Annotated in this window: 18 protein-coding genes; 6 read left to right on the top strand and 12 right to left on the bottom strand. The window is 62.8% G+C overall.

The window, feature by feature from the left end; all coding sequences use genetic code 11:
• Nucleotides 1-20 precede the first annotated feature (20 nt).
• Entirely contained in the window at nucleotides 21-953 is a 933-nt protein-coding gene (gene prpB / locus CAURI_RS02905) for a methylisocitrate lyase (RefSeq protein WP_010189378.1), read from the bottom strand.
• The gene (gene prpD, locus CAURI_RS02900) at nucleotides 954-2,465 is read right to left on the bottom strand and encodes a 2-methylcitrate dehydratase PrpD (protein ID WP_010189379.1); all 1,512 of its coding nucleotides are present in this window, start codon (nucleotides 2,463-2,465) and stop codon (nucleotides 954-956) included.
• 169 nt (nucleotides 2,466-2,634) lie between these two features.
• On the opposite strand from prpD, the gene CAURI_RS02895 reads away from it, so the two are divergent.
• Together CAURI_RS02895 and CAURI_RS02890 are read left to right on the top strand one after the other, a co-directional pair.
• Nucleotides 2,635-3,942, top strand: a complete 1,308-nt coding sequence (locus CAURI_RS02895; RefSeq protein ID WP_012714867.1) for a short-chain fatty acyl-CoA regulator family protein — start codon at nucleotides 2,635-2,637, stop codon at nucleotides 3,940-3,942.
• 123 nt (nucleotides 3,943-4,065) lie between these two features.
• Nucleotides 4,066-4,836 (top strand): Ltp family lipoprotein, encoded by a 771-nt coding sequence (locus CAURI_RS02890; RefSeq protein ID WP_010189381.1) that lies wholly within the window; start codon nucleotides 4,066-4,068, stop codon nucleotides 4,834-4,836.
• A 48-nt stretch (nucleotides 4,837-4,884) separates the two neighbouring features.
• Here the strand turns inward: CAURI_RS02890 and CAURI_RS02885 are convergent, their stop codons facing one another.
• The 3 genes from CAURI_RS02885 to upp form a co-directional block, all read right to left on the bottom strand.
• Nucleotides 4,885-6,309 (bottom strand): NAD(P)H-quinone dehydrogenase, encoded by a 1,425-nt coding sequence (locus tag CAURI_RS02885; protein WP_010189383.1) that lies wholly within the window; start codon nucleotides 6,307-6,309, stop codon nucleotides 4,885-4,887.
• Nucleotides 6,310-6,382: 73 nt separating this feature from the next.
• The gene (locus CAURI_RS02880; RefSeq protein ID WP_010189384.1) at nucleotides 6,383-7,564 is read right to left on the bottom strand and encodes a M20 family metallopeptidase; all 1,182 of its coding nucleotides are present in this window, start codon (nucleotides 7,562-7,564) and stop codon (nucleotides 6,383-6,385) included.
• A 118-nt stretch (nucleotides 7,565-7,682) separates the two neighbouring features.
• Nucleotides 7,683-8,318, bottom strand: a complete 636-nt coding sequence (gene upp, locus CAURI_RS02875; protein WP_010189385.1) for a uracil phosphoribosyltransferase — start codon at nucleotides 8,316-8,318, stop codon at nucleotides 7,683-7,685.
• Nucleotides 8,319-8,379: 61 nt separating this feature from the next.
• On the opposite strand from upp, the gene CAURI_RS02870 reads away from it, so the two are divergent.
• The 3 genes from CAURI_RS02870 to CAURI_RS02860 are packed head-to-tail and all read left to right on the top strand — an operon-like array spanning nucleotide 8,380 to nucleotide 10,777.
• On the top strand, nucleotides 8,380-8,664 hold the full coding sequence (locus CAURI_RS02870) for a hypothetical protein (RefSeq protein WP_010189386.1): 285 nt from the start codon (nucleotides 8,380-8,382) through the stop codon (nucleotides 8,662-8,664).
• Nucleotides 8,664-9,527, top strand: a complete 864-nt coding sequence (locus tag CAURI_RS02865) for a C40 family peptidase (protein ID WP_010189387.1) — start codon at nucleotides 8,664-8,666, stop codon at nucleotides 9,525-9,527. Before CAURI_RS02870 ends, CAURI_RS02865 begins: the two co-directional genes overlap by 1 nt.
• 11 nt (nucleotides 9,528-9,538) lie before the next feature.
• Nucleotides 9,539-10,777, top strand: coding sequence for a hypothetical protein (locus CAURI_RS02860; protein ID WP_010189388.1), 1,239 nt, complete (start codon nucleotides 9,539-9,541; stop codon nucleotides 10,775-10,777).
• A gap of 10 nt (nucleotides 10,778-10,787) precedes the next feature.
• Here the strand turns inward: CAURI_RS02860 and CAURI_RS02855 are convergent, their stop codons facing one another.
• Nucleotides 10,788-11,642 (bottom strand): amidohydrolase family protein, encoded by an 855-nt coding sequence (locus CAURI_RS02855; protein WP_010189389.1) that lies wholly within the window; start codon nucleotides 11,640-11,642, stop codon nucleotides 10,788-10,790.
• A 39-nt stretch (nucleotides 11,643-11,681) separates the two neighbouring features.
• Between CAURI_RS02855 and CAURI_RS02850 the strand changes: the two genes are divergently transcribed.
• The gene (locus CAURI_RS02850) at nucleotides 11,682-12,902 is read left to right on the top strand and encodes a D-alanyl-D-alanine carboxypeptidase family protein (protein WP_010189390.1); all 1,221 of its coding nucleotides are present in this window, start codon (nucleotides 11,682-11,684) and stop codon (nucleotides 12,900-12,902) included.
• Here the strand turns inward: CAURI_RS02850 and CAURI_RS02845 are convergent.
• The 6 genes from CAURI_RS02845 to CAURI_RS02820 form a co-directional block, all read right to left on the bottom strand.
• A complete protein-coding gene (locus CAURI_RS02845; protein WP_010189391.1) occupies nucleotides 12,877-13,617 on the bottom strand; it encodes an RDD family protein in 741 nt (246 codons plus the stop codon). The genes CAURI_RS02850 and CAURI_RS02845 overlap by 26 nt on opposite strands.
• Nucleotides 13,618-13,623: 6 nt before the next feature.
• Nucleotides 13,624-14,706, bottom strand: coding sequence for a YhjD/YihY/BrkB family envelope integrity protein (locus tag CAURI_RS02840; RefSeq protein WP_010189392.1), 1,083 nt, complete (start codon nucleotides 14,704-14,706; stop codon nucleotides 13,624-13,626).
• A 62-nt stretch (nucleotides 14,707-14,768) separates the two neighbouring features.
• Complete coding sequence (gene trpS, locus CAURI_RS02835) at nucleotides 14,769-15,803, bottom strand: tryptophan--tRNA ligase (protein ID WP_010189393.1); 1,035 nt, start codon at nucleotides 15,801-15,803, stop codon at nucleotides 14,769-14,771.
• Nucleotides 15,804-15,852: 49 nt separating this feature from the next.
• Nucleotides 15,853-16,044 (bottom strand): hypothetical protein, encoded by a 192-nt coding sequence (locus CAURI_RS02830; RefSeq protein WP_010189394.1) that lies wholly within the window; start codon nucleotides 16,042-16,044, stop codon nucleotides 15,853-15,855.
• Nucleotides 16,045-16,109: 65 nt separating this feature from the next.
• Nucleotides 16,110-17,009, bottom strand: a complete 900-nt coding sequence (locus CAURI_RS02825; protein ID WP_010189395.1) for an exodeoxyribonuclease III — start codon at nucleotides 17,007-17,009, stop codon at nucleotides 16,110-16,112.
• A gap of 10 nt (nucleotides 17,010-17,019) precedes the next feature.
• Nucleotides 17,020-18,264, bottom strand: coding sequence for an MFS transporter (locus tag CAURI_RS02820; RefSeq protein ID WP_010189396.1), 1,245 nt, complete (start codon nucleotides 18,262-18,264; stop codon nucleotides 17,020-17,022).
• Between the last annotated feature and the right edge of the window lie 79 nt (nucleotides 18,265-18,343).

Here is an 18,343-nt window from a genome sequence, read left to right as displayed (position 1 = left end):
TGAGTTCTGGAAAGTGGGGTTTAGTCAAAGGTGGGCTTGTAGCTGTCCTTGGAGTACGTGAACACGCTCTGGTCAAAGGCGTTGTACTCGTCGTAGCGCACCAGCTCGTAGAGGCGGGAGCGATGCTGCATGCGCTCGAGCCACTCCTCGGATTGCAGGCCGGTTTCCTGCATGTCGCGGAGGAACTCTTCGGTAGCACCCATGGCCACGCGCAGGGTGGACACCGGCCAGATGACGGCGTTATAGCCCAAGTCTTCGATGCGCTTGGCGGATAGCAGCTCGGTCTTGCCGAACTCTGTCATGTTGGCCAGCAGCGGGGTGTCCACGGCGGCACGGAACTTTTCAAAGTCCTCCGGCGAGTAGAGGGCCTCGGTGAAGATGAGGTCCGCGCCGGCGTCAGCATAGGCCTTGGCGCGCTCGATGGCCTCATCGATGCCGTGGATGCCGGCGGCATCGGTGCGCGCACAGATGATGAAATTCTCATCGCGGCGCTCGTTGACGGCGGCGGTGATGCGGCGAACCATGAGGTCCGTCGGCACCACTTCCTTGCCATCGAGGTGGCCGCAGCGCTTCGGGTTGACCTGGTCCTCCAGGTGGCAACCAGCCAGGCCGGCGTCCTCCAGCGCGGCGACAGTACGGGCGGCGGACATGGGTTCGCCGAAGCCAGTGTCGGCGTCGACAAGCACCGGCAAGTCCGTGGCACGGGCGATGTGCCCGGCGCGCTGCGCTACCTCCGTGAGCGTGGTCAGGCCGATATCCGGCAGCCCCAAGTCATTGGCCAGCACCGCGCCGGAGACGTACACGCCGCCGAAGCCGCCGATGTCCTGGATAAGCCGTGCGGTAAGCGGGTTGAAGGCACCCGGCAGTGTGGTGATTTCCGGTGCGTTCAGCGCCTCGCGGAAGCTCTTGCGCTTGCCGGCATTGCTGATAGTGGAGCCAAATAGGCCAGCCATTTAGAACAGTCCCTTCGAGGTCTCGGGTGCGGTGGCGATAGCCTCATCGGTGAGGCGAACGTTGAGCTCGCTGAGGTCAGTGAGGTTTTCCAGGTTCTGGGCGGCGGCGAGGAAGCGCTCCTGCTCCTCCTCCGAGACCTTGCCGGCGGCGAGCTTCTTGAACTTGTTGATGTACTCCTCGCGGCCGAAGGGGCGGGCGCCGAGCGGGTGGGCGTCGGCAACCGCGCGCTCATCCTCGATCACGGTGCCGTCCTTGAAGGTGATGACGGCCTTGCCACCGAAAGCCTTCTCATCCAGGTCGTTGGAGTGGTAGCGGCGGGTCCACTCCGGGTCCTCGACGGTGGAAATCTTGTGCCACAGGTCGATGGTGTCCTGGCGGTGCTTGCGCTCGTCAGAGTAGGAGGTCTCGTAGTCCCACTCGCCGTCCTGCAGGGCCACGGCGAAGATGTACATGATGGAATGATCCAGAGTCTCGCGGGAGGCGTTCGGGTCCATCTTCTGCGGGTCGTTGGCGCCGGTGCCGATGACGTAGTGGGTGTGGTGCGAGGTGTGCAGGACGATGGACTCAATGTCCTCCACCTTCAGGCCCTTCTCTGCCAAGGTCTTCTTGAGGGCAAAGGCCATATCAATTGGGGCCTGTGCCTGGTACTCCGCGGAGTGCTCCTTGGTGTAGGTGTCCAGGATGGCTCGCTTGGGCTCCCCGCCCCCCGGCAGGGGGACGGTGTAGGTGCGCTCCGGGGAGTGCAGCATCCACGCGATGAAGCCGTCCTCACCTTCCCAAATCGGGGCCGGGGCACCCTCGCCGCGCATGGAGCGGTCCACTGCTTCGATACCCATCTTGCCGGCAAAAGCCGGGGCATAAGCCTTCCAGGAGGAAATCAGACCCTTGCGGGACTGGCGCGTCGCGGTGGTGGTGTGCAGCGCCTGGCCGATGGCCTGGTAGATGGTCTCGACGTCGAGGTTCAGCATGGTGCCGAGGCCCGCGGCGACGGAGGGGCCGAGGTGCGCCACGTGGTCGATCTTCCACTCGTGGAGGCAGATGCCCTTGACCAGGTTGACCTGGATTTCATAACCGGTAGCCAGGCCGCGGATGAGGTCCTTGCCTGTCAGGCCCTTGTGCTGTGCCACGGCCAGAATCGGCGGGATGTTATCGCCCGGGTGGGAGTATTCGGCGGCGAGGAAGGTGTCGTGGTAGTCCAGCTCGCGCACGGCGGTGCCGTTGGCCAGGGCTGCCCACTCGGCGGAGTAGGTGCCGTCAACGCCGAAGATGGTGGCGCCGCCTTCTTGAGCCGGGTGGGCCTGCGCGATGACGCGGGCGGAGGTCACCGGGCGGCGCGTTGCGGAAGCGACGGCCACGGAAGCGTTATCGATGATGCGGTTGATGATCATCTCGGTGGTCTCGGCCGGAACCTCGACGGAATCCGCTGCAACCTTGGCGATCTTGTAGGCCAGGTGCTCTTCAATGGGGAAGTCCTCGGCGGACTTGTGGGTACGTACTTCGTGGTTAATCAACGGGGTTTTCCTCCTAGACAACAACAACGATTGCGATAGGCATCACACTAACCCTGGCCCGTGCGCCCTGCCACATGTGTAAACTGTGACTATCTGTTGCAGGCATGTGCGTTGTTTGCAAAACTTGTGGAAATACCAGCTGGGACGGCTTTTTAGGAGGGCGCAAGCAGTGAGCAAACACTACGCGGGGGCGAGAATCCACGCACTACGCAAGGAACGCCACCTCACGCAAGCCGCCATGGCGAAGCAGCTGGGGCTATCCACCAGCTACCTCAACCAGTTGGAAAATGACCAGCGCCCCCTCACCGTCACCGTCCTCATGCAGCTGACCCAGCGCTTCGGTGTTGATGCCACCTACTTCGCCGGGGACCGTGACCTGCGTGCGCTCGCCGAGCTTCGCCAGCTCTTCCCCGAGGCATCTGAGGCAACTCTTACCGACCTCAGCGGGCGCTTCCCTGAACTTCTGCCCCGGCTTGTCGACGCCGCCGCGCACACCCCCGCGGAAACCGGCCCTTTCGAGGCGGTCCGTGACTTCTTCTATGACGCGCACAACTACGTCCATAGTCTCGATATCGCCGCCGAGGAGCTCTCCGATTCGCTCGGGGACCGCGTCCTGCGCCGCGGGCGCTTAGCTTCCGTCTTACAGGATGAGTTCGGTGTCACGACGCGCTTTTCCTCCTCTTCCCCGCGGCGCCGCACCTTCCACAACCGGGAGCTACACCTACGCGCGGGCCTGACGGAATCCCAGCTGGTTTTTGAGATGGCGCTCCAGTACTGCCTGCTGGCCTACCCGGAGCATTGCGCGGAACTCGTCGCTGAATTACCAGGCGAGGAAGCACAGACTATTGGCACGCTGGGCCTCGCGCAATATTTTGCCGCCGCCGTGACCATGCCGTATACCCAGTTCCTCGCCACCGCGGAGGAAACGCGCTACGACATCGACGTCATCGCGACGGCCTTTGGCACTGGTTTCGAAACCACCGCGCAGCGCTTGTCGACGCTACAGCGGCCCGGCCACCAAGGTGTTCCCTTCTCTTTCATCCGCACCGACCGCGCAGGAAATATCTCCAAGCGCCAGTCCTCCACCGCTTTCCACTTCGCCCGCAGCGGTGGTTCCTGCCCGTTGTGGGTGGTGCACCGCGCTTTTGAAACGCCCAACCGCATCACGCGCCAGGTGGCCTCGATGCCCGATGATCACACCTACCTGTGGATTGCGCGCTTCGTCCAAGGCCAGGCCCAAGCCTGGGGCACGCCGCGCAAAGAATTCGTGGTGGGTTTAGGCTGCGATATCGCGCAGGCGGAACGCGTGGTCTACGCAGATGCGCTCAACCTCTCCCCTTCCGAGGCAACCCCCATCGGTCCCGGCTGCGCTGCCTGCCCGCGCCCGGCGTGCCCACAACGCGCCTTCCCACAGGCGGGCCGACCCGTCAGCCTCGACCTCAATGCCTCTCCGGTTTCGGCTTATGCCACCTCGTAGTTCTCTCATTTTCGCCTAGGCTTTCGAATTTCCTGCGGCAATGTCCGGTGGGCTTGCCAAGATAGGAGCTGTTCGGCACCGCGCCGAGCTCTCTTCCCTCACCTACGCAGGAGGTTCTCTCTCATGTCCAACCCTTATGCAGCTCCCCAGTTCTCCCCGGAGCCAACCCCGGAGCAGCCAGCACCACAGAAAAAGAAAGGCGGTTGCCTCAAGTGGGGCGCGGGTGCCGTTGCGGTATTCGTACTCGGCGGCATCGCCCTCAACGCAGGTTCTGATAGCGATCACCCGACTAACACCGCCGCATCGGAGCCAAGCACAAGCATCACTGCCGCCGAATCGCTGGAGTCTGCGCTGAGCACGCCGTCGCTCGATATCAACAACGCCGTAGCTGACGTGGAAACCGCCGGAGGCAATACCGGCAGCGATGACAACACCGTGCCCGCAGAACACAAGAATGCTCTCCGTGCGGCGAAGCGCTATCTGGACTTTTCCTCATTCTCCGAAGCTAAGCTCTATGACCAACTCACGAGCGAATACGGCTCGCAATTCTCACCCGAGGCAGCGCAATACGCCATGGACCAGCTCGATGTGGACTGGAACGCTGAGGCTCTCGAGTCCGCAGAAAGTTACCTCGACTTCTCCTCCTTTTCCAAGGCAAAGCTCTATGAGCAGCTGACCTCCGAGTACGGAGAGAAATTCACGCCAGAGCAGGCGCAGTACGCCGTCGACACAGTGAATGCTGATTGGATGGCCGAAGCCGTCGAGGCAGCGGAGAGTTACCAGGAGCTAATGCCAATGTCCGGCCCGGCACTATTAGAGCAGCTCACCAGCGAATACGGTGAACAGTTCACCATGGAAGAAGCCCAGCATGCGGTGAGCACACTGGGCTTATAAGCGCGAGCCGTAGCTAAATCAGACCTGGGTCTGATTTACGCGAGGGCTTTACTCAAGGTCGTCGTGGGCAACAAGGCGGCGGGCCGCCTCCGTGATGGTGCCCGACAGGGACGGATAGACCGCCAGGGAATCCGCGAGCTGGTTCACGGTGAGCTGGTTGGTCACCGCCACGGCGATGGGCAGGATGAGCTCGGAGGCAGTCGGCGCGACGATAACGCCGCCAATGACTCGGCCGGAGGTAGCGCGGCAGAAGAGTTTCACAAAGCCGTGCTGCAGGGAGCGCATCTTGGCGCGCGGGTTGGTGTTCAGCGGCATCATGATGGTGCGGGCGGCGACCTCACCGGCCTCAATCTCCGCCTGGGTAAAGCCCACGGCAGCGATCTCCGGGCGGGTAAACACGGCAGTCGCCACGGTCTTCAGACGCAGCGGGGACACGCCCTCACCCAGGGAGTGGTACATGGCGATACGGCCCTGCATCGCGGCAACGGAAGCCAGCGGGAACAGATCAGAGCAGTCACCGGCGGCATAGATGCCAGCGACGTTGGTGCGGGAGACGCGGTCAACCTCGATGTGGCCGGACGGCGTGGTGGCTACACCAACGTGCTCAAGGCCCAGGTTCTTGGTATTCGGAATGGAACCGATGGACATGATGACATGGGAACCGTGGATCTCGCGGCCATCCTGGGTCTTGACCACCACGTTGCCGTCCTCAGTGCGGGAGACCGTCTCCACGCGGCAGTTCTTCTCCAGCTCCACGCCACGCTCAGCCAGGACGGTCTCGAGGACGTCGGCAGCATCGGCGTCATCATGCGGCAGAATGCGGTCGCGGGAAGCCACCATGGTCACGCGCACGCCCATCTCCGCGAAGGCGGACACGAACTCCGCACCGGTCACACCGGAGCCCACCACGATGAGGTGCTCCGGCTCCTCCTTGAGGTCATAAACCTGCTGCCAGGTGAGGATGCGCTCGCCGTCCGGCTGCGCGCCCGGCAGAATGCGCGGGGTAGCGCCGGTGGCAACGAGGACGAGGTCCGCGTCGAGGGTTTCAGTGGTGCCATCCTTATGGGTGACATCAACCTTGTGTGCTGCACCCTTCACACCATGCTGATCCTCAGAGAAGGCGGCGCGACCATCAATGACCTTGACGCCAATCTTCTCTAGACCCGCGCGGACGTCACGGGACTGGTTAGCAGCCAGCGCCTGCACACGGCCGTTGAGGGCCTCCAGGCTCAGCTGCAAGGAGCTGAGCTGGTGGTTCAGGCCCATGTCATCCGCACGGCGGAAGTCGGTACGAATGTTGGCGCCAGCGATGAAGGACTTCGATGGCACGCAGTCCAAGAGAACGGAGGAGCCACCGGGGCCCTGTTCCTCAACCAACGTAATGTGGGCGCCGTACTTGGCGCCGGCGGTCGCAGCCTCGTAGCCTGCGGGGCCACCGCCGATGATTACGATGCGGGGGGCTTCCTGTGACACTGTCGCTCCTTTTTTAAAATTCTGCCTATAAGAACTCTGGGGAAATCCTTGTCACAGTGTAGTGCTTAGGCGCTTAATCCTCCACGTTGGCAAACTGTTCTGCTACGGAGCCAAAGAGTTTGACGCCTACGCCGATAGCCCGCTCATCAGGTGCCAAATCTCCCATGTGGAGATCGTGCTGTTCGCCTTCACCGGACCAGCAGCCAAGGCGAGCCATGGAGCCGGGGACCTTCTCCAGGTACCACGAGAAGTCTTCGCCGCCCGAGGACTGCGGTGCCTGAACCACGGCTTGCGGGTCGATGGCCTGGGCAGCGCTGGCGAGGAGGGCGGTGGAGACGTCGTCGTTAAGCACGGGCGGAACCCCACGGTGGTAAACCAGCTCATGTTCCACACCCAGGGGCGCTAACACCTGTTCCACCAACTCGGAGAAGAGCGTTTGCATATCCCGCCAGATTCCGATGTCTGCCGTGCGCATAGTGCCGGATACAGAACCGGTCTCCGGAATCGCATTCGGGGCATAACCCGAATTCACCTGGCCAAAGACCAAGACGGTGCCAGTGCGCGGATCAACGCGGCGCGAGAGCAAACCCGGCAGGTCCGTCAGCAGCTTGCCCAGCGCATAGACGACGTCCGCCGACAAGTGCGGGCGCGAGGTGTGCCCGCCGGGGCCAGAGACGTTGATTTCCACAACGTCAGTCGCGGAGGTAATCGCCCCGGCGCGGACGCCGATACGCCCAACGCGCAGCTTCGGTTCAACGTGGACAGCGAAGATGGAGTTCACACCTTCGAGCGCACCCCATTCAATGACGTCGGTGGCACCGCCCACCCATACCTCTTCAGCGGGCTGGAAGATGACACGAACTCCGAAATCTAGCGGATGCTCGCGGTTGAGGTCCGCCAAGGCGCAGGCCGTGGCCAGCGCAATGGTGGTGTGCATGTCATGCCCGCAGGCATGCATGACTCCGGGCACCTCGGAGGTGTATTCGAGGCCGGTGACCTCGGTGACGGGAAGCGCGTCAATATCGGCGCGGAAGGCCAAGCGCCCAAGTTCGGTATCGGGACCAATGTCCACCATGAGGCCGGTTTCGGGGAAAAGATGCGGCTCCAAGCCGTACTCACGCAGGGTGCGGGACAGGAAGCGGGTGGTTTCCACCTCGTTATTGGAGGTCTCCGGGTGGCGGTGAATATGGCGACGCCACGCGATGACCTCCGCGCGGTGGTTGCTGAACCACTCACTGACGTAGTCCGAGATCACTGCTTCCTCCTCCGTGGTTTTCTCTTGGGAAGAGTCTACAACTAGACCATGCGGTTCAGTTAGTCGGGCAGGTCACGCGCTAGATATACTGAGCGGTCTGCCCTGCCCGACGGTTTCGCTACAGGTCGATATTGCGGGGGCCGTAGAGGCGATCGCCGGCGTCACCCAGCCCCGGCACGATATAAGCGTCCTCATTGAGGGCAGGATCAATCGCTGCGGTGACCAAGCGAACCGGCAAGCCCGAGTTGGCCAGCGCATCAACGCCCGGCTGGGCGGAGACCATGCAGATCGCCGTGATGTCGGTAGCGCCGCGGTCCGCGAGGAGCTTCAGAGAGTGCAGGAGGGAACCACCCGTGGCGAGCATCGGGTCGACCACGAAGACGCTGCGGCCACTGAGATCCTCCGGAAGGGCCTCCAGATAAGGCACCGGCTCGTGGGTTTCCTCATCTCGCGCCATGCCGATGAAGCCGACCTGGGCATCCGGAATCATAGACAGCGCCGGGTCAATCATGCCCAGACCAGCACGGATGATGGGCACGATAATCGGCGGGTTCTGCAGGCGAGTGCCCTCCGCCGTGGCGACGGGAGTGACGCAATCAAAATGCTCGACGGGCAGGTCACGGGCTGCTTCATACACCAGCATGGTGCCCAGGTCTCGCAGGGCGGCACGGAAAGCGGTGTTATCACTGCGGGCATCACGCATCAGCGTGAGCCGGGAGGCGGCGAGGGGGTGGTCTACTACGTGGATATCCATGCCCTTCACTGTATAAGAATCCGCCGGGAACCGATCAGCGGGCGGTGCAGTCTAATAAGGCATGACTAGCTTTGACACATTCACTATTGACACCGAGCACACCCGCCGGCTGGCACACGAACTCGCCACCGTCTCCCAAGCCTCCGCCACTCCCCCTCCGGAGCTACCTATAGATTCCGTTCTGGGTGGTTTCACCGGCGCATTTAACTCCGCCATGGAGAACCTTGCTGCCCGCCTTGCCCAGGTCAGGGCGGATGCTGGTGCCGTGGCGGACTCCAGCTTCCGCATGGCCCGCGAAGCGGAAGACGCCGATGGTGTTCTCGCGAACGCGTGCGGGGGTCTGTGATGTTGGAGTCAGCACTCGCCCACATTGCCCGGATTCAGCCGGCGCAGCTTCCCGACGTCTCCCTGCCCACTGTGCCCGATCTCACTGCTGCAGGGCCGCTAGCGGAAATCGCGCATGGGGATCCACGGGCGTTGTTAGACACTGCGCGCCAAGCCACTGAGGATCTCTCCACCGCCCGCTCCGCTCTGGATGCTGCCCGCGGGCTCATCGCGGCGACAGTCAGGGACCTCATCGGTCTGGGCTTCGAGCTTCTCCAGCGCGGACTACCTATCGCCCTCGGGTTGCTCATCCCGAATCCTGCAACACAGGCTGCGGCGCGTTCAGCATTGCAAGCCCTGGCCATGGAATACGTTGGCAAAGCGATGCTTCGCGTCAAGCAGCTGGCTGGGGAGCTCCTGCAGGCAGCAGCTCCCCTCATACCCATTGGCCAGCGTGCTGTTCGCCCCTCGGTGCGCGGCCCGCAGGAGGAAGGCGTGGTGCGCCACGCACTCACCGCGTCCTCCACCGCAAGCGAAGGAACCACGCAAGGGCAGGCCGCAGTGCAAGCCGCGCTATCCCAGCTGGGAACACCCTATGGCTGGGGCGGTACCGGCAACGGCAGCTTCGACTGCTCGGGGCTGACCCAATGGGCCTGGCGCCAGGCTGGCGTGGAACTGCCGCGCACCGCTGAAAACCAGACCGTGGGCCGCCAGGTGAGCGCTGATGAGCTGCAGCCCGGCGACCTCGTCGTGTGGGATGGGCACGTGGCCATGTACTCCGGTAATGGGCAGATGGTGGAGGCCGGCAGCCCCGTGCAAACCAATCCGCTGCGCACCAACAACATGGGGATGGCTTTCAAAGGCTTCTGGAGGCCCACAGGGTAGACTATTTGCCCATGAACACCCGCGCTATTGTCCCCATCAAGCTCTCCCTCTCTGAGGGCGATTTTTATACCCTGTGGGCGCCAAAGTGGCGCCAGAACGGTGCCGAGTGGCAGGCCTTTCTCGGTGATGACGAATCCGTCCTGCTCTTTAATACCGAAGCCGAGATGCTCTGCTTCCTCGAATCCGGCACGAAGCATGACTTGCTCGACCACCCGAAGTGGGAGGTCTTCAACTCCCAAGCGGCGGACCGCGTCGTGCCGGAAAAGAAGCACGTCTACGACCTCATCGGGATGCCGAAGCACCTGGCCGGCCGTCCCAGCCACGAGAACGTGTCCACCGTCGCACGCTGCCTCGAGATTGCGCAGGCGCTGGCAGAGGTCAGCGCCGCAGAGCACACCGTCATCTTCTTCGCATCGCATTCCATCCTGCGCAATCCTGCCCGCGGTGCTGATCACTACGCCGGTGAACAGGGCATGAGCGAGTGGTCCGGCGTGGGCCGCGTTATCCACAGCAACTGGCGCTCGGTTATCGAAGACCTCGACAAGGTGGTCAAGGTCGTTCCTTCTTCTGACTTCACCCAGGATGCAACTACGAACGCCGCCACCCGTATCTCCGCCGCCAGCGAAGCAGCGGAGGAAGCCCGCAAGAAGGCCGAGGAAGAGCGCAAGGCCGCCGCGGAATCCGCCGATCCCTATGACAGCTCCCCGTGGGCCGCCGCGGGCATCGACCCGGTGAAGATCACCGCCGACCAAAGGACGGTCTACACCCTGCGCACCTACCTCGACGGCAAGCCGGTTTTCTTGGGCAAGTGGGGCGAAATCTTCACCTTCCCCAGCTCCAAGGTGCTCGTGCGCTGGATCATGGAAAACGATGACCACGACCTAGCAAAGGTCTCCACCTGGGAGGAAGTCGTTGCCGCAGCGAATGCCGGTGAGCTCGAGGTCACCGTTCACCCGGATAACCAGTACAGCTTCTACGGCATCGTCCGCGATATTGAAAAGGGCCCAGAGTCCGTTGATACGGACCAGATGAGCCGTTGCTACGAAGTCTGCGCGGATGCCGCCGACTGGGCCGGGGATGACTCCATCAACTCCTACATGCTGCAGAACCCACGCTTCCAGGACTACCTGGGCTACATGCTTGGTTCCACCGAGCACGCGGGGTACGTACCCTCCAAGCCCTACACCGAGCACGCGGAGTCCTGGAAGGGCTTGGAGGAAATGCTGACGAAGCGCTTCTCCCGCTTCTAGTTTTTACTTGTTACTCGGAAGACTCGCTGTCTTCTTCCACTTCGGAAGCGTCTTCCGCGAATTCCGGATCCGCCAGTTCCTCATAGGCAGGCAGGATTTGCTGCTCGATGAGGCGCTGGCGGTCCTCTTCGCTGGCAAAAGAGTTCTCAATCGCCTTGATGGTGAGGTCAAAGAACTCCTCCAGCCCATAGCCGAAGGTCTCGCTTAGGGCCAAGAAAACGTCGCTGAGCTTCTCCCCCGCCACCGTGCAGGTAAAACCGAGCTGCTGTAGCAGCGGCAGAGGATGATCAGCCAGCTCCTCTGCGGGCAGCTCTTCCAGCGGCGCGAAGGTCAAGGCAATGCGGCGATCCCGCACCCACGCGGATGCCTTGCCTGGGCGAACGCCGTCGAGATCAGCGCTGAAGTCATCGACGAGATCAGTGGCGTGCACAAGGCGCGTCGCACCCGCTTGCACCGCCGCCACGGCCTCCTCATAGGAGGCAACGTCCCGCTCCCACGGGATGAAGTCTGCGCGGAGCTTCTCAGCCGCAGACAACTCAGTCAGCGCCACGCCAACTGCGGCCTCACTGGCATCGCCCTCAACGATGAGGCGAGCATCAATTCCGGGAACGTCGAGTCCTTCCTGCGCCGCAGCGAGCGCCTCGGCAGCATCGAAGGAGAAAGCACTGGGGCGCAGGCGGAGCTCGGCGTAGACCACGTGGTCGTCGGCAAGCGCCTGCACAACAGCGTGGGTGGCCGCGCGGAGCTCCTCCGGGGTGGAAGCATCCGTGGGCAGCGGCGCGAAGAGCGTCACCTTGGGCAGGCCGGCGAAAATCTCGGCGCCGGAGTCTTTATTTTCGGGGCTAATCAGAGGTGCGTCATGCATGAGGATCATCCTAGGACGCGGTCTAGGATTAAGCACGCTATGAAACATGTCCCCGCGCTCCTCACTGCCATCGCCCTGGCCGCGACGCCGCCAGCGTTTGCAGAAGAGGAAGAGTCCTCATCGCCCACGCGCACCACCGCGCCGGATACCGACTCCTGCCCGCATTCGCTCGTCCCCGAAGAGCCGACGACCACCTCTGAGAGGTTAGCGCCCGGCCAGGAAGCCCCCACTCCCCTTCCCGCGGTTGAGGGCGCTGCGTGCGGCGTGACGGCCCCGCGCGGCTTTCGGCTGAACAAGGACGTTGTGGCTTCTGCGTGGATGGTCAGTGACCTGGACACCGGCGAAATCATCGCCATGAAGGATCCCAACGGGCGCTACCGCCCGGCCTCCATCATCAAGGCGCTGCTAGCGCTCGTGGTCATCGAGGAGCTACCCCTCGACCAGCGCATCACCGCCACGCTTGACGACGCCTCCGTCGAAGGCTCCGCCGTCGGCCTCGGCCCCGATGGGGTCTACACCGTGGAGCAGCTTCTGCAGGGTTTGCTCATGGCTTCCGGCAACGACGCCGCGCATGCCCTCGCGCAGGCTGTTGGCGGGGATGAGGAGGCGCTGGAGAAGGTCAACGCGAAGGCACAGGAGATTGGCACGCGCTCGACGGTGGCGGCGAGCTACTCGGGCCTGGACGCGGCAGGGATGTCGACGTCCGCGGCAGATATCTCGCTGATCTACCGCGCGGCTTTTGCCAACGACACCTTCGCGCGCATCGTCGATACAGAGCATGTGGACTTTCCCGGCTGGGGTGAGATGCCTGGTTATGAGCTGTGGAACGACAATGGGCTCTTCCTCAACGACCCGGATGGCATCGGCGGAAAGACCGGCTATACCGAGGACGCGCACCATACCTTCGTCGGCGCGATCAATCGCGACGGGCGCCGCCTCCAGGCGGTGCTCCTCGACACAACCGTCGAGCACGGTTTCCGCGCCTGGGAGCAGGCACAAATGCTTCTCGACGAAGCCTCCGACGTCCGCCCCGGCGATGGCGTTGGGCTTGTGGATGATTTCGCGGCTGGAAAAGAAGAGCCTTCGGAATCTGTACTAACCAGCCCGGTTCCTACCACGCCTTCTGCGCCCGCCACCTCGGAGGCGACTGCGGGGTCTTCGTCCTTTGGAGACTCGCAGGGCTGGATTGGGTGGCTCGTGGCGGGACTCGTCGCTCTCCTCGTGGTAGTGGTTGCTACTTTTTCACTACTTCGGCGTTAGCCAGGATGTCGTGCTGGCCGCGGAGGTTATTCTTGGCCCCAATCGTGGTCACCACGTAGAGGGCACCAAAGAAGGCAACCAGCGGGCCGATGAGCGGCACGAGGGAGGCCACGCGCCACCAGTTGCGCTTGATGCTCTGCTGCCAGGTGAGCTTGTTGTGGGTTGTGGCATCGCGCACCGTGTATCCAGCTATCAGCTTCGCCGGCGTTGCCCCTACGCGGACCTCAAAGCAGATGTAATAGGCCACCGTAATGATGGCGGAGACACTGGTGAGCCAGACCTCGCTCACATCCGAGTTGAATATCCCGACGCTCACGAAGAGGGACGCACCAATCGCCGCTATGACGTAATCGATGACGGCCAAGATCACGCGGGTGCCGGGAGTAGCGCGCGGGGCGTCCTGAGCAGGCGCGGTGGGCGCGGAAGCGTGGTAGCTCTCGCTCCAGCGGCCGGTAGTGGCGTAGTCATCCAGCTGAGCCCACGTGAGCCGAGCACCTGATTCCATCATTTGGTCATAGCCGGCTCGGGACGAGGGCTCGCAGAGAATGCGGGCGGCAACGGCGAGCTCCTCGCGTTCTTCGTCCTCGGGGAGGTAGCCGAGGCCTTCGAGGTGGGCGTCGGCAGCCGCCAGCTGCACGCCCAATTCGCGTGAGGTCGCGCGCGAATCCAGGGTGAAGTGCGCGTACAGGTTCGGGGCAAAAGACGCTGGTAGCATCCCGCCCTACTTTCGGCGCAGCAGGGCCCACGCACCCGCGGCGGCCGCACCAAGGGCAGCACCGGCGCCCAAGGTCACGCCCGTGTTCGGGCCCTGGCGGATCTCGTTGCGGACGCGGATGACTGCCTGATCCGGAACCGGCGGAACCAACAGTTCGAGGGACTCTTCGGTGGTAGCCGTCCACGCGGAGACATAAAGCACGACGCGCCAGACCAGGTACATGACAACCATGAGGACGATGACGGGGCCGAACACGGCACCGGCTGGGTTGCCCGCCGCGGAGGACATGATGACGGTGGACAGCTGCTTGATGGCTTCAAAGAGCACCGCGCCGATGGCCGCGCCCATCAGGCCCGACTTGGTGGGTACCTTCGTGCGCGGTAGGAAGGCCACCATCCACCAGAAGACGAGGAAGTTAGCGATTAGGCCGATCACGATTCCTGCGATAACCAGCACGGTCCCCATACCGGGGAAGGACTCAATGCCAACCCACTCGAAGATCTTTTGGGTCAGCCCGGAGGAACCGGCCGCCGTCACGCCGAAGGCAATAACCATGGCCACGAGTAGGCCGATGAGCCCCAGCAGGTCGCTGAGCTTCTTGGTCACAAAGTTGCCCGGGGCGTCAGTCGGATCCTGCATCCACATCGCCGAAATGCCGATGCGCAAGTTGTTCATCCAGCCGAGTCCAGACCACAGGGTGGTGAGGCCACCGATGCCGTACATCGCGCCGCGCTGTTCAATTGCGGTGTGGAGAAGCTCCGTGATCGAATTTCCCAGATCCCCCGACACAGCGTTGGTGATCTGCTCCTCCAGTTGCTGCATGAGATCGGGGCGATTCGCCAGCACGGTCGCGGCAGCGGCCACGGTGAGCATGAAGATCGGGAAGAGAGCCAGGACCGAGAAATACGTAATTCCTGCTGCGAACTGGTTGCCGCCTTGGCTGCCATAGCGGTCCAGCATCTTCATGATGTGGTCGATGAAGCCGGACTTCTCGCGGACTTTATCTACCGCGCCCGGCTCATCGGCATAGGCACGCTCGATGCCGTAATCATCGGTCTTCTTCTCATCAGGTCGTGTCGTTGGCGCCACAGGCCTTCCCCTTAAAAGTTAATTACAGAATCCTCTACACAGTCTTCGTCATGCTAGCCAACTCAGCCGCGACGCGCGGGGAGAAAGCCCACCGCCTCGTAGACCTTGTCCACGAGCGGGGTGGCAATCTCCATGGCGCGCTCGGCACCCTGGGCCAAGATGCGCTCGAGCTCGCCGCGGTCTTCCATGAGCTCGTCGTAGCGAGCCTTCAGCGGAGTGGTGAAAGCCTCGAGCGCCTCGGCTGTATCCACCTTCAGGTGGCCATAGCCCTGGCCCGCGTACTTGTCCACGAGGTCCGGGATGCTCTCCCCCGTCAGCGCGGACTGAATGGCCAGCAGGTTGGACACACCGGGCTGCTTCTCGCGGTCAAAGGCCACAACGCCGAGGTCATCGGTCACCGCAGACTTGATGCGCTTGGCGGAGGTCTTGGGAGCATCGAGCAGATTCACGATGCCCTTCGGGTTAGCGCCCGACTTCGACATCTTGGACGTTGGCTCCTGCAGGTCATAAATCTTGGCCGAGCCTTCCGGAATGAAGGCTTCCGGCACGCGGAAGACCACGCCGTACTTGTTGTTGAAACGCTCCGCCAGGTTACGGGTGAGCTCGAGGTGTTGGCGCTGGTCCTCCCCCACCGGCACGTAGTGCGGGGAATACAGAAGGATATCCGCGGCCATCAGGACGGGGTAGGTAAACAGGCCCACGGATGTGCGGTCCTGACCTTGCTTGAGGGACTTGTCCTTGAACTGGGTCATGCGGGAGGCCTCACCGAAACCGGTCAGGCACTGCAAAACCCACGTCAGCTCCGCGTGTGCGGGGACGTGGGATTGGACGAAGAGGGTAGATTTCGCCGGGTCGATGCCCAAAGCGATGAGCTGCGCGGCGCCCGCCACGGTGCGGTGGCGCAGCTCCTCCGGGTTCTGCTCCACCGTGATGGCGTGCAGGTCCGGGATGAAGTAGAAAGCCTCGTGCGAGTCTTGCAGGTCAATCCACTGTTTGAGCGCTCCGAGGTAGTTACCCAGGTGGTAGGAGTCCGCCGTGGGCTGGATGCCAGAGAGGACTCGGGAAGCGGAGTTCGATGCAGAAGTGGAGTCAGTCATGGTTGACTACTCTACTCTGCCCGCCTCCGCTGGGGCGGCGCTGCCTCAGTTAAATCTTGCGGGAGGTCGGGCTAATAACGTCCATCATAACGGCGAAACCAGCCACCATGAACGCGCCACCAACGCCCTGGAGGATGATCGGGCCAAGGAAGGCAAAGGACGGTCCGACGATGGTCCACCACCAGATACCCAGGGCAAGCAGAATAGCGCCGAGGACAAAGTAGATGATTGCGCGGGTCATGAGCATCTCCTGCGAAATAGAAAAGGACGTTAAGACGGAATTATCGTACCACTACTTGGAGTGGGCTACTTGTACTCCACCAGAAGCGGAGAGTGATCGGACCAGCGCTCCTCCACCGTTGGTGCTTTCTCCACCCACGTGCGCTGCGCGCGCTCCAGCATGGCCTTCGTGGCCGCTTGATAGTCAATGCGCCACCCGGCATCGTTGTTGAAAGCCTGGCCACGGTAGGTCCACCACGTGTAGGGGCCATCCGCCTCCGGGTGCAGGCGCCTGGCGACGTCAAACCACTGCGGATCCGCAGCCGCCTCCCAGGCGGTCTTGGTTTCATAGTCCACCACGCCGAGCCAGTTCCCGAGCCCCTTCTTGTCTTGCGGCTGCTCATCCGGGAAAGAACCGAATACGCGGTCCATGAAGGCGCGCTCTTCCGGCAGGTGGCCGGACTTTTTCTCGTTGGCCTTGTTGTTCTTTAGGTCCTGGGCGCGGTGGCAAATATTCCAGTCACCGCCGATGACGGCCTCCGGGTACGTTGCAGCCATCTCATCCAAAACTTCAGAGAACTCATCCAAGAACAAGTACTTCTCATCTTGCTTCGGGGAATCGGTATCACCAGACGGCAAATACAGGGAAGCCACCCGCACGCCTTCCACGGTGGCGGCGATGAAGCGGCCGGATTCGGCGAAGGAGCCGAAGCCTACGGAGACGTCGCCAAGCGCATGCTTCGATAGGATGCCCACGCCCGCGCGGCCCTTGGCGGCGGATTCGGCCTGTACCAGGTTCCATCCGGCCTCCAGAGCCGGGGCCAGAGCCTTCTGGGTCTGCTCGGGGTTGGCGCGCACCTCCTGCATAAGGACGACGTCGGCCGGAGTGGTCTCCAGCCACGCGTTCATGCCCGGGTTGTTCTCGTTGCGCTGTTTGCAGGCCGCGCGGATGCCGTTGACGTTGACGGAGGCGATGGTGAAACTCATGCCGGCCAGTCTAACTCTGTTCAATAATCTTCACGGAAGGGGCTAGACGGCGCTTGTCCCACATGGTGATAACCCAGGTGAGGCAGCCTGCCACCGCCAGGCCCGCCCCGGCCAGCGCGGTGGAGTTATAGGAGTAGCCCGCGCCCACGACTGCGCCGCCGATGGCCGCGCCCGCCGCATTGGCGATGTTGAGGGCGGACTGGTTCAACGCCGCCGCGAGGGTCTGCGCATCCCCCGCCACGTTGACCAAGCGCAGCTGCAGGGAAGGCACAAGGATGGAGCCAAAGAAGGCGAGGACGCCAAAGACGACCGTGCCCGCCCACGCGCTGTGCGCCACGAAGTAGAAGGTCACCGACACTCCAACCATGCAGATCAGCGCAAAAATGATTCCGAATTCCAGGTTGCGGTCCGCCAACCAGCCACCGGCGACGTTGCCGGTGGTCATGCCGATGCCATAGGCCATGAGCACAATCCAGGTGTGGCTCGGGTCCATGCCGGCGACGTCCGTCATGGTCCACGTGATGTAGGTATAGACGGCGAACATGCCGCCGAAGCCAACGGTGCCGAGGAACACGGTGAGCAGAACCTGGCTGTTCTTCAAAGCACCGAGCTCAGTAAACATATCTGTTTGTGGCATGCGCGTCATGTGTGGGAAAAGGAAAAAGAGCAGGATCATCGTGAGCCCCGCAATGGCCACGACCAAAAAGTACGCCGCATGCCAGCCCAATCCCTGGCCTAGGGCCTGGGCCGCGGGCACGCCGATCACGGTGGCGATGGACAGGCCCATGCCCACCATCGACATGGCAAAACCTTGGCGGCCAGGAGGTGCCATCGAGACCGCCGCCAGGTTAGCTACGGAGAAGTACGCGCCGTGCGGCAGGCCAGCGATGAAGCGCGCCACCAGCAGAACTCCGTAGTTCGGGGCCAAGGCCGTGAGCAGGTTGCCCACGAGCAAGAAACCAATAAGCAGGATAATGAGGCGGCGGCGTGGGAGCTTGCCCGTGAGTGCAGCGATGACCGGCGCGCCCACGACAACGCCGAGCGCGTAGACGGAGATGACTACCGACGCCGTGTCTTCCGTAATCCCGAAATCATCCGCGATGAGCGGCAGCAGGCCCATCGAGGTGAACTCCGTGGTGCCGATGGCAAAAGCGCCCAGCGCCATGGCAATCATGACGATGGTGCGGCGCGTCGTGGAGATTTCCGTCTGGCGTGGGACGGGGCGGCGTTGGATACGGGTATTCTTCGCTTTCACGTGGGCAGACCTTAGTACTTCCCCTCCCGAGCTCGTAAGTTCAGCCGGAAAGGTTGTGCCAAGTACACAGCCCTCCCCC

Source organism: Corynebacterium aurimucosum ATCC 700975, assembly GCF_000022905.1.
Lineage (GTDB): Bacteria > Actinomycetota > Actinomycetes > Mycobacteriales > Mycobacteriaceae > Corynebacterium > Corynebacterium aurimucosum_F.
The sequence above is the reverse complement of the archived record's forward strand: the minus strand, read 5'-3'. Positions and strand labels throughout refer to the sequence as shown.

Bases quoted from the DNA above. Each gene is read 5' to 3' on its own strand.
- prpB (WP_010189378.1), bottom strand. From the start codon at position 953: ATGGCTGGCCTATTTGGCTCCACTATCAGCAATGCCGGCAAGCGCAAG.
- CAURI_RS02890 (WP_010189381.1), top strand. From the start codon at position 4,066: ATGTCCAACCCTTATGCAGCTCCCCAGTTCTCCCCGGAGCCAACCCCG.
- upp (WP_010189385.1), bottom strand. From the start codon at position 8,318: ATGGATATCCACGTAGTAGACCACCCCCTCGCCGCCTCCCGGCTCACG.
- CAURI_RS02870 (WP_010189386.1), top strand. From the start codon at position 8,380: ATGACTAGCTTTGACACATTCACTATTGACACCGAGCACACCCGCCGG.
- CAURI_RS02865 (WP_010189387.1), top strand. From the start codon at position 8,664: ATGTTGGAGTCAGCACTCGCCCACATTGCCCGGATTCAGCCGGCGCAG.
- CAURI_RS02860 (WP_010189388.1), top strand. From the start codon at position 9,539: ATGAACACCCGCGCTATTGTCCCCATCAAGCTCTCCCTCTCTGAGGGC.
- CAURI_RS02855 (WP_010189389.1), bottom strand. From the start codon at position 11,642: ATGCATGACGCACCTCTGATTAGCCCCGAAAATAAAGACTCCGGCGCC.
- CAURI_RS02850 (WP_010189390.1), top strand. From the start codon at position 11,682: ATGAAACATGTCCCCGCGCTCCTCACTGCCATCGCCCTGGCCGCGACG.
- CAURI_RS02845 (WP_010189391.1), bottom strand. From the start codon at position 13,617: ATGCTACCAGCGTCTTTTGCCCCGAACCTGTACGCGCACTTCACCCTG.
- trpS (WP_010189393.1), bottom strand. From the start codon at position 15,803: ATGACTGACTCCACTTCTGCATCGAACTCCGCTTCCCGAGTCCTCTCT.
- CAURI_RS02830 (WP_010189394.1), bottom strand. From the start codon at position 16,044: ATGACCCGCGCAATCATCTACTTTGTCCTCGGCGCTATTCTGCTTGCC.
- CAURI_RS02825 (WP_010189395.1), bottom strand. From the start codon at position 17,009: ATGAGTTTCACCATCGCCTCCGTCAACGTCAACGGCATCCGCGCGGCC.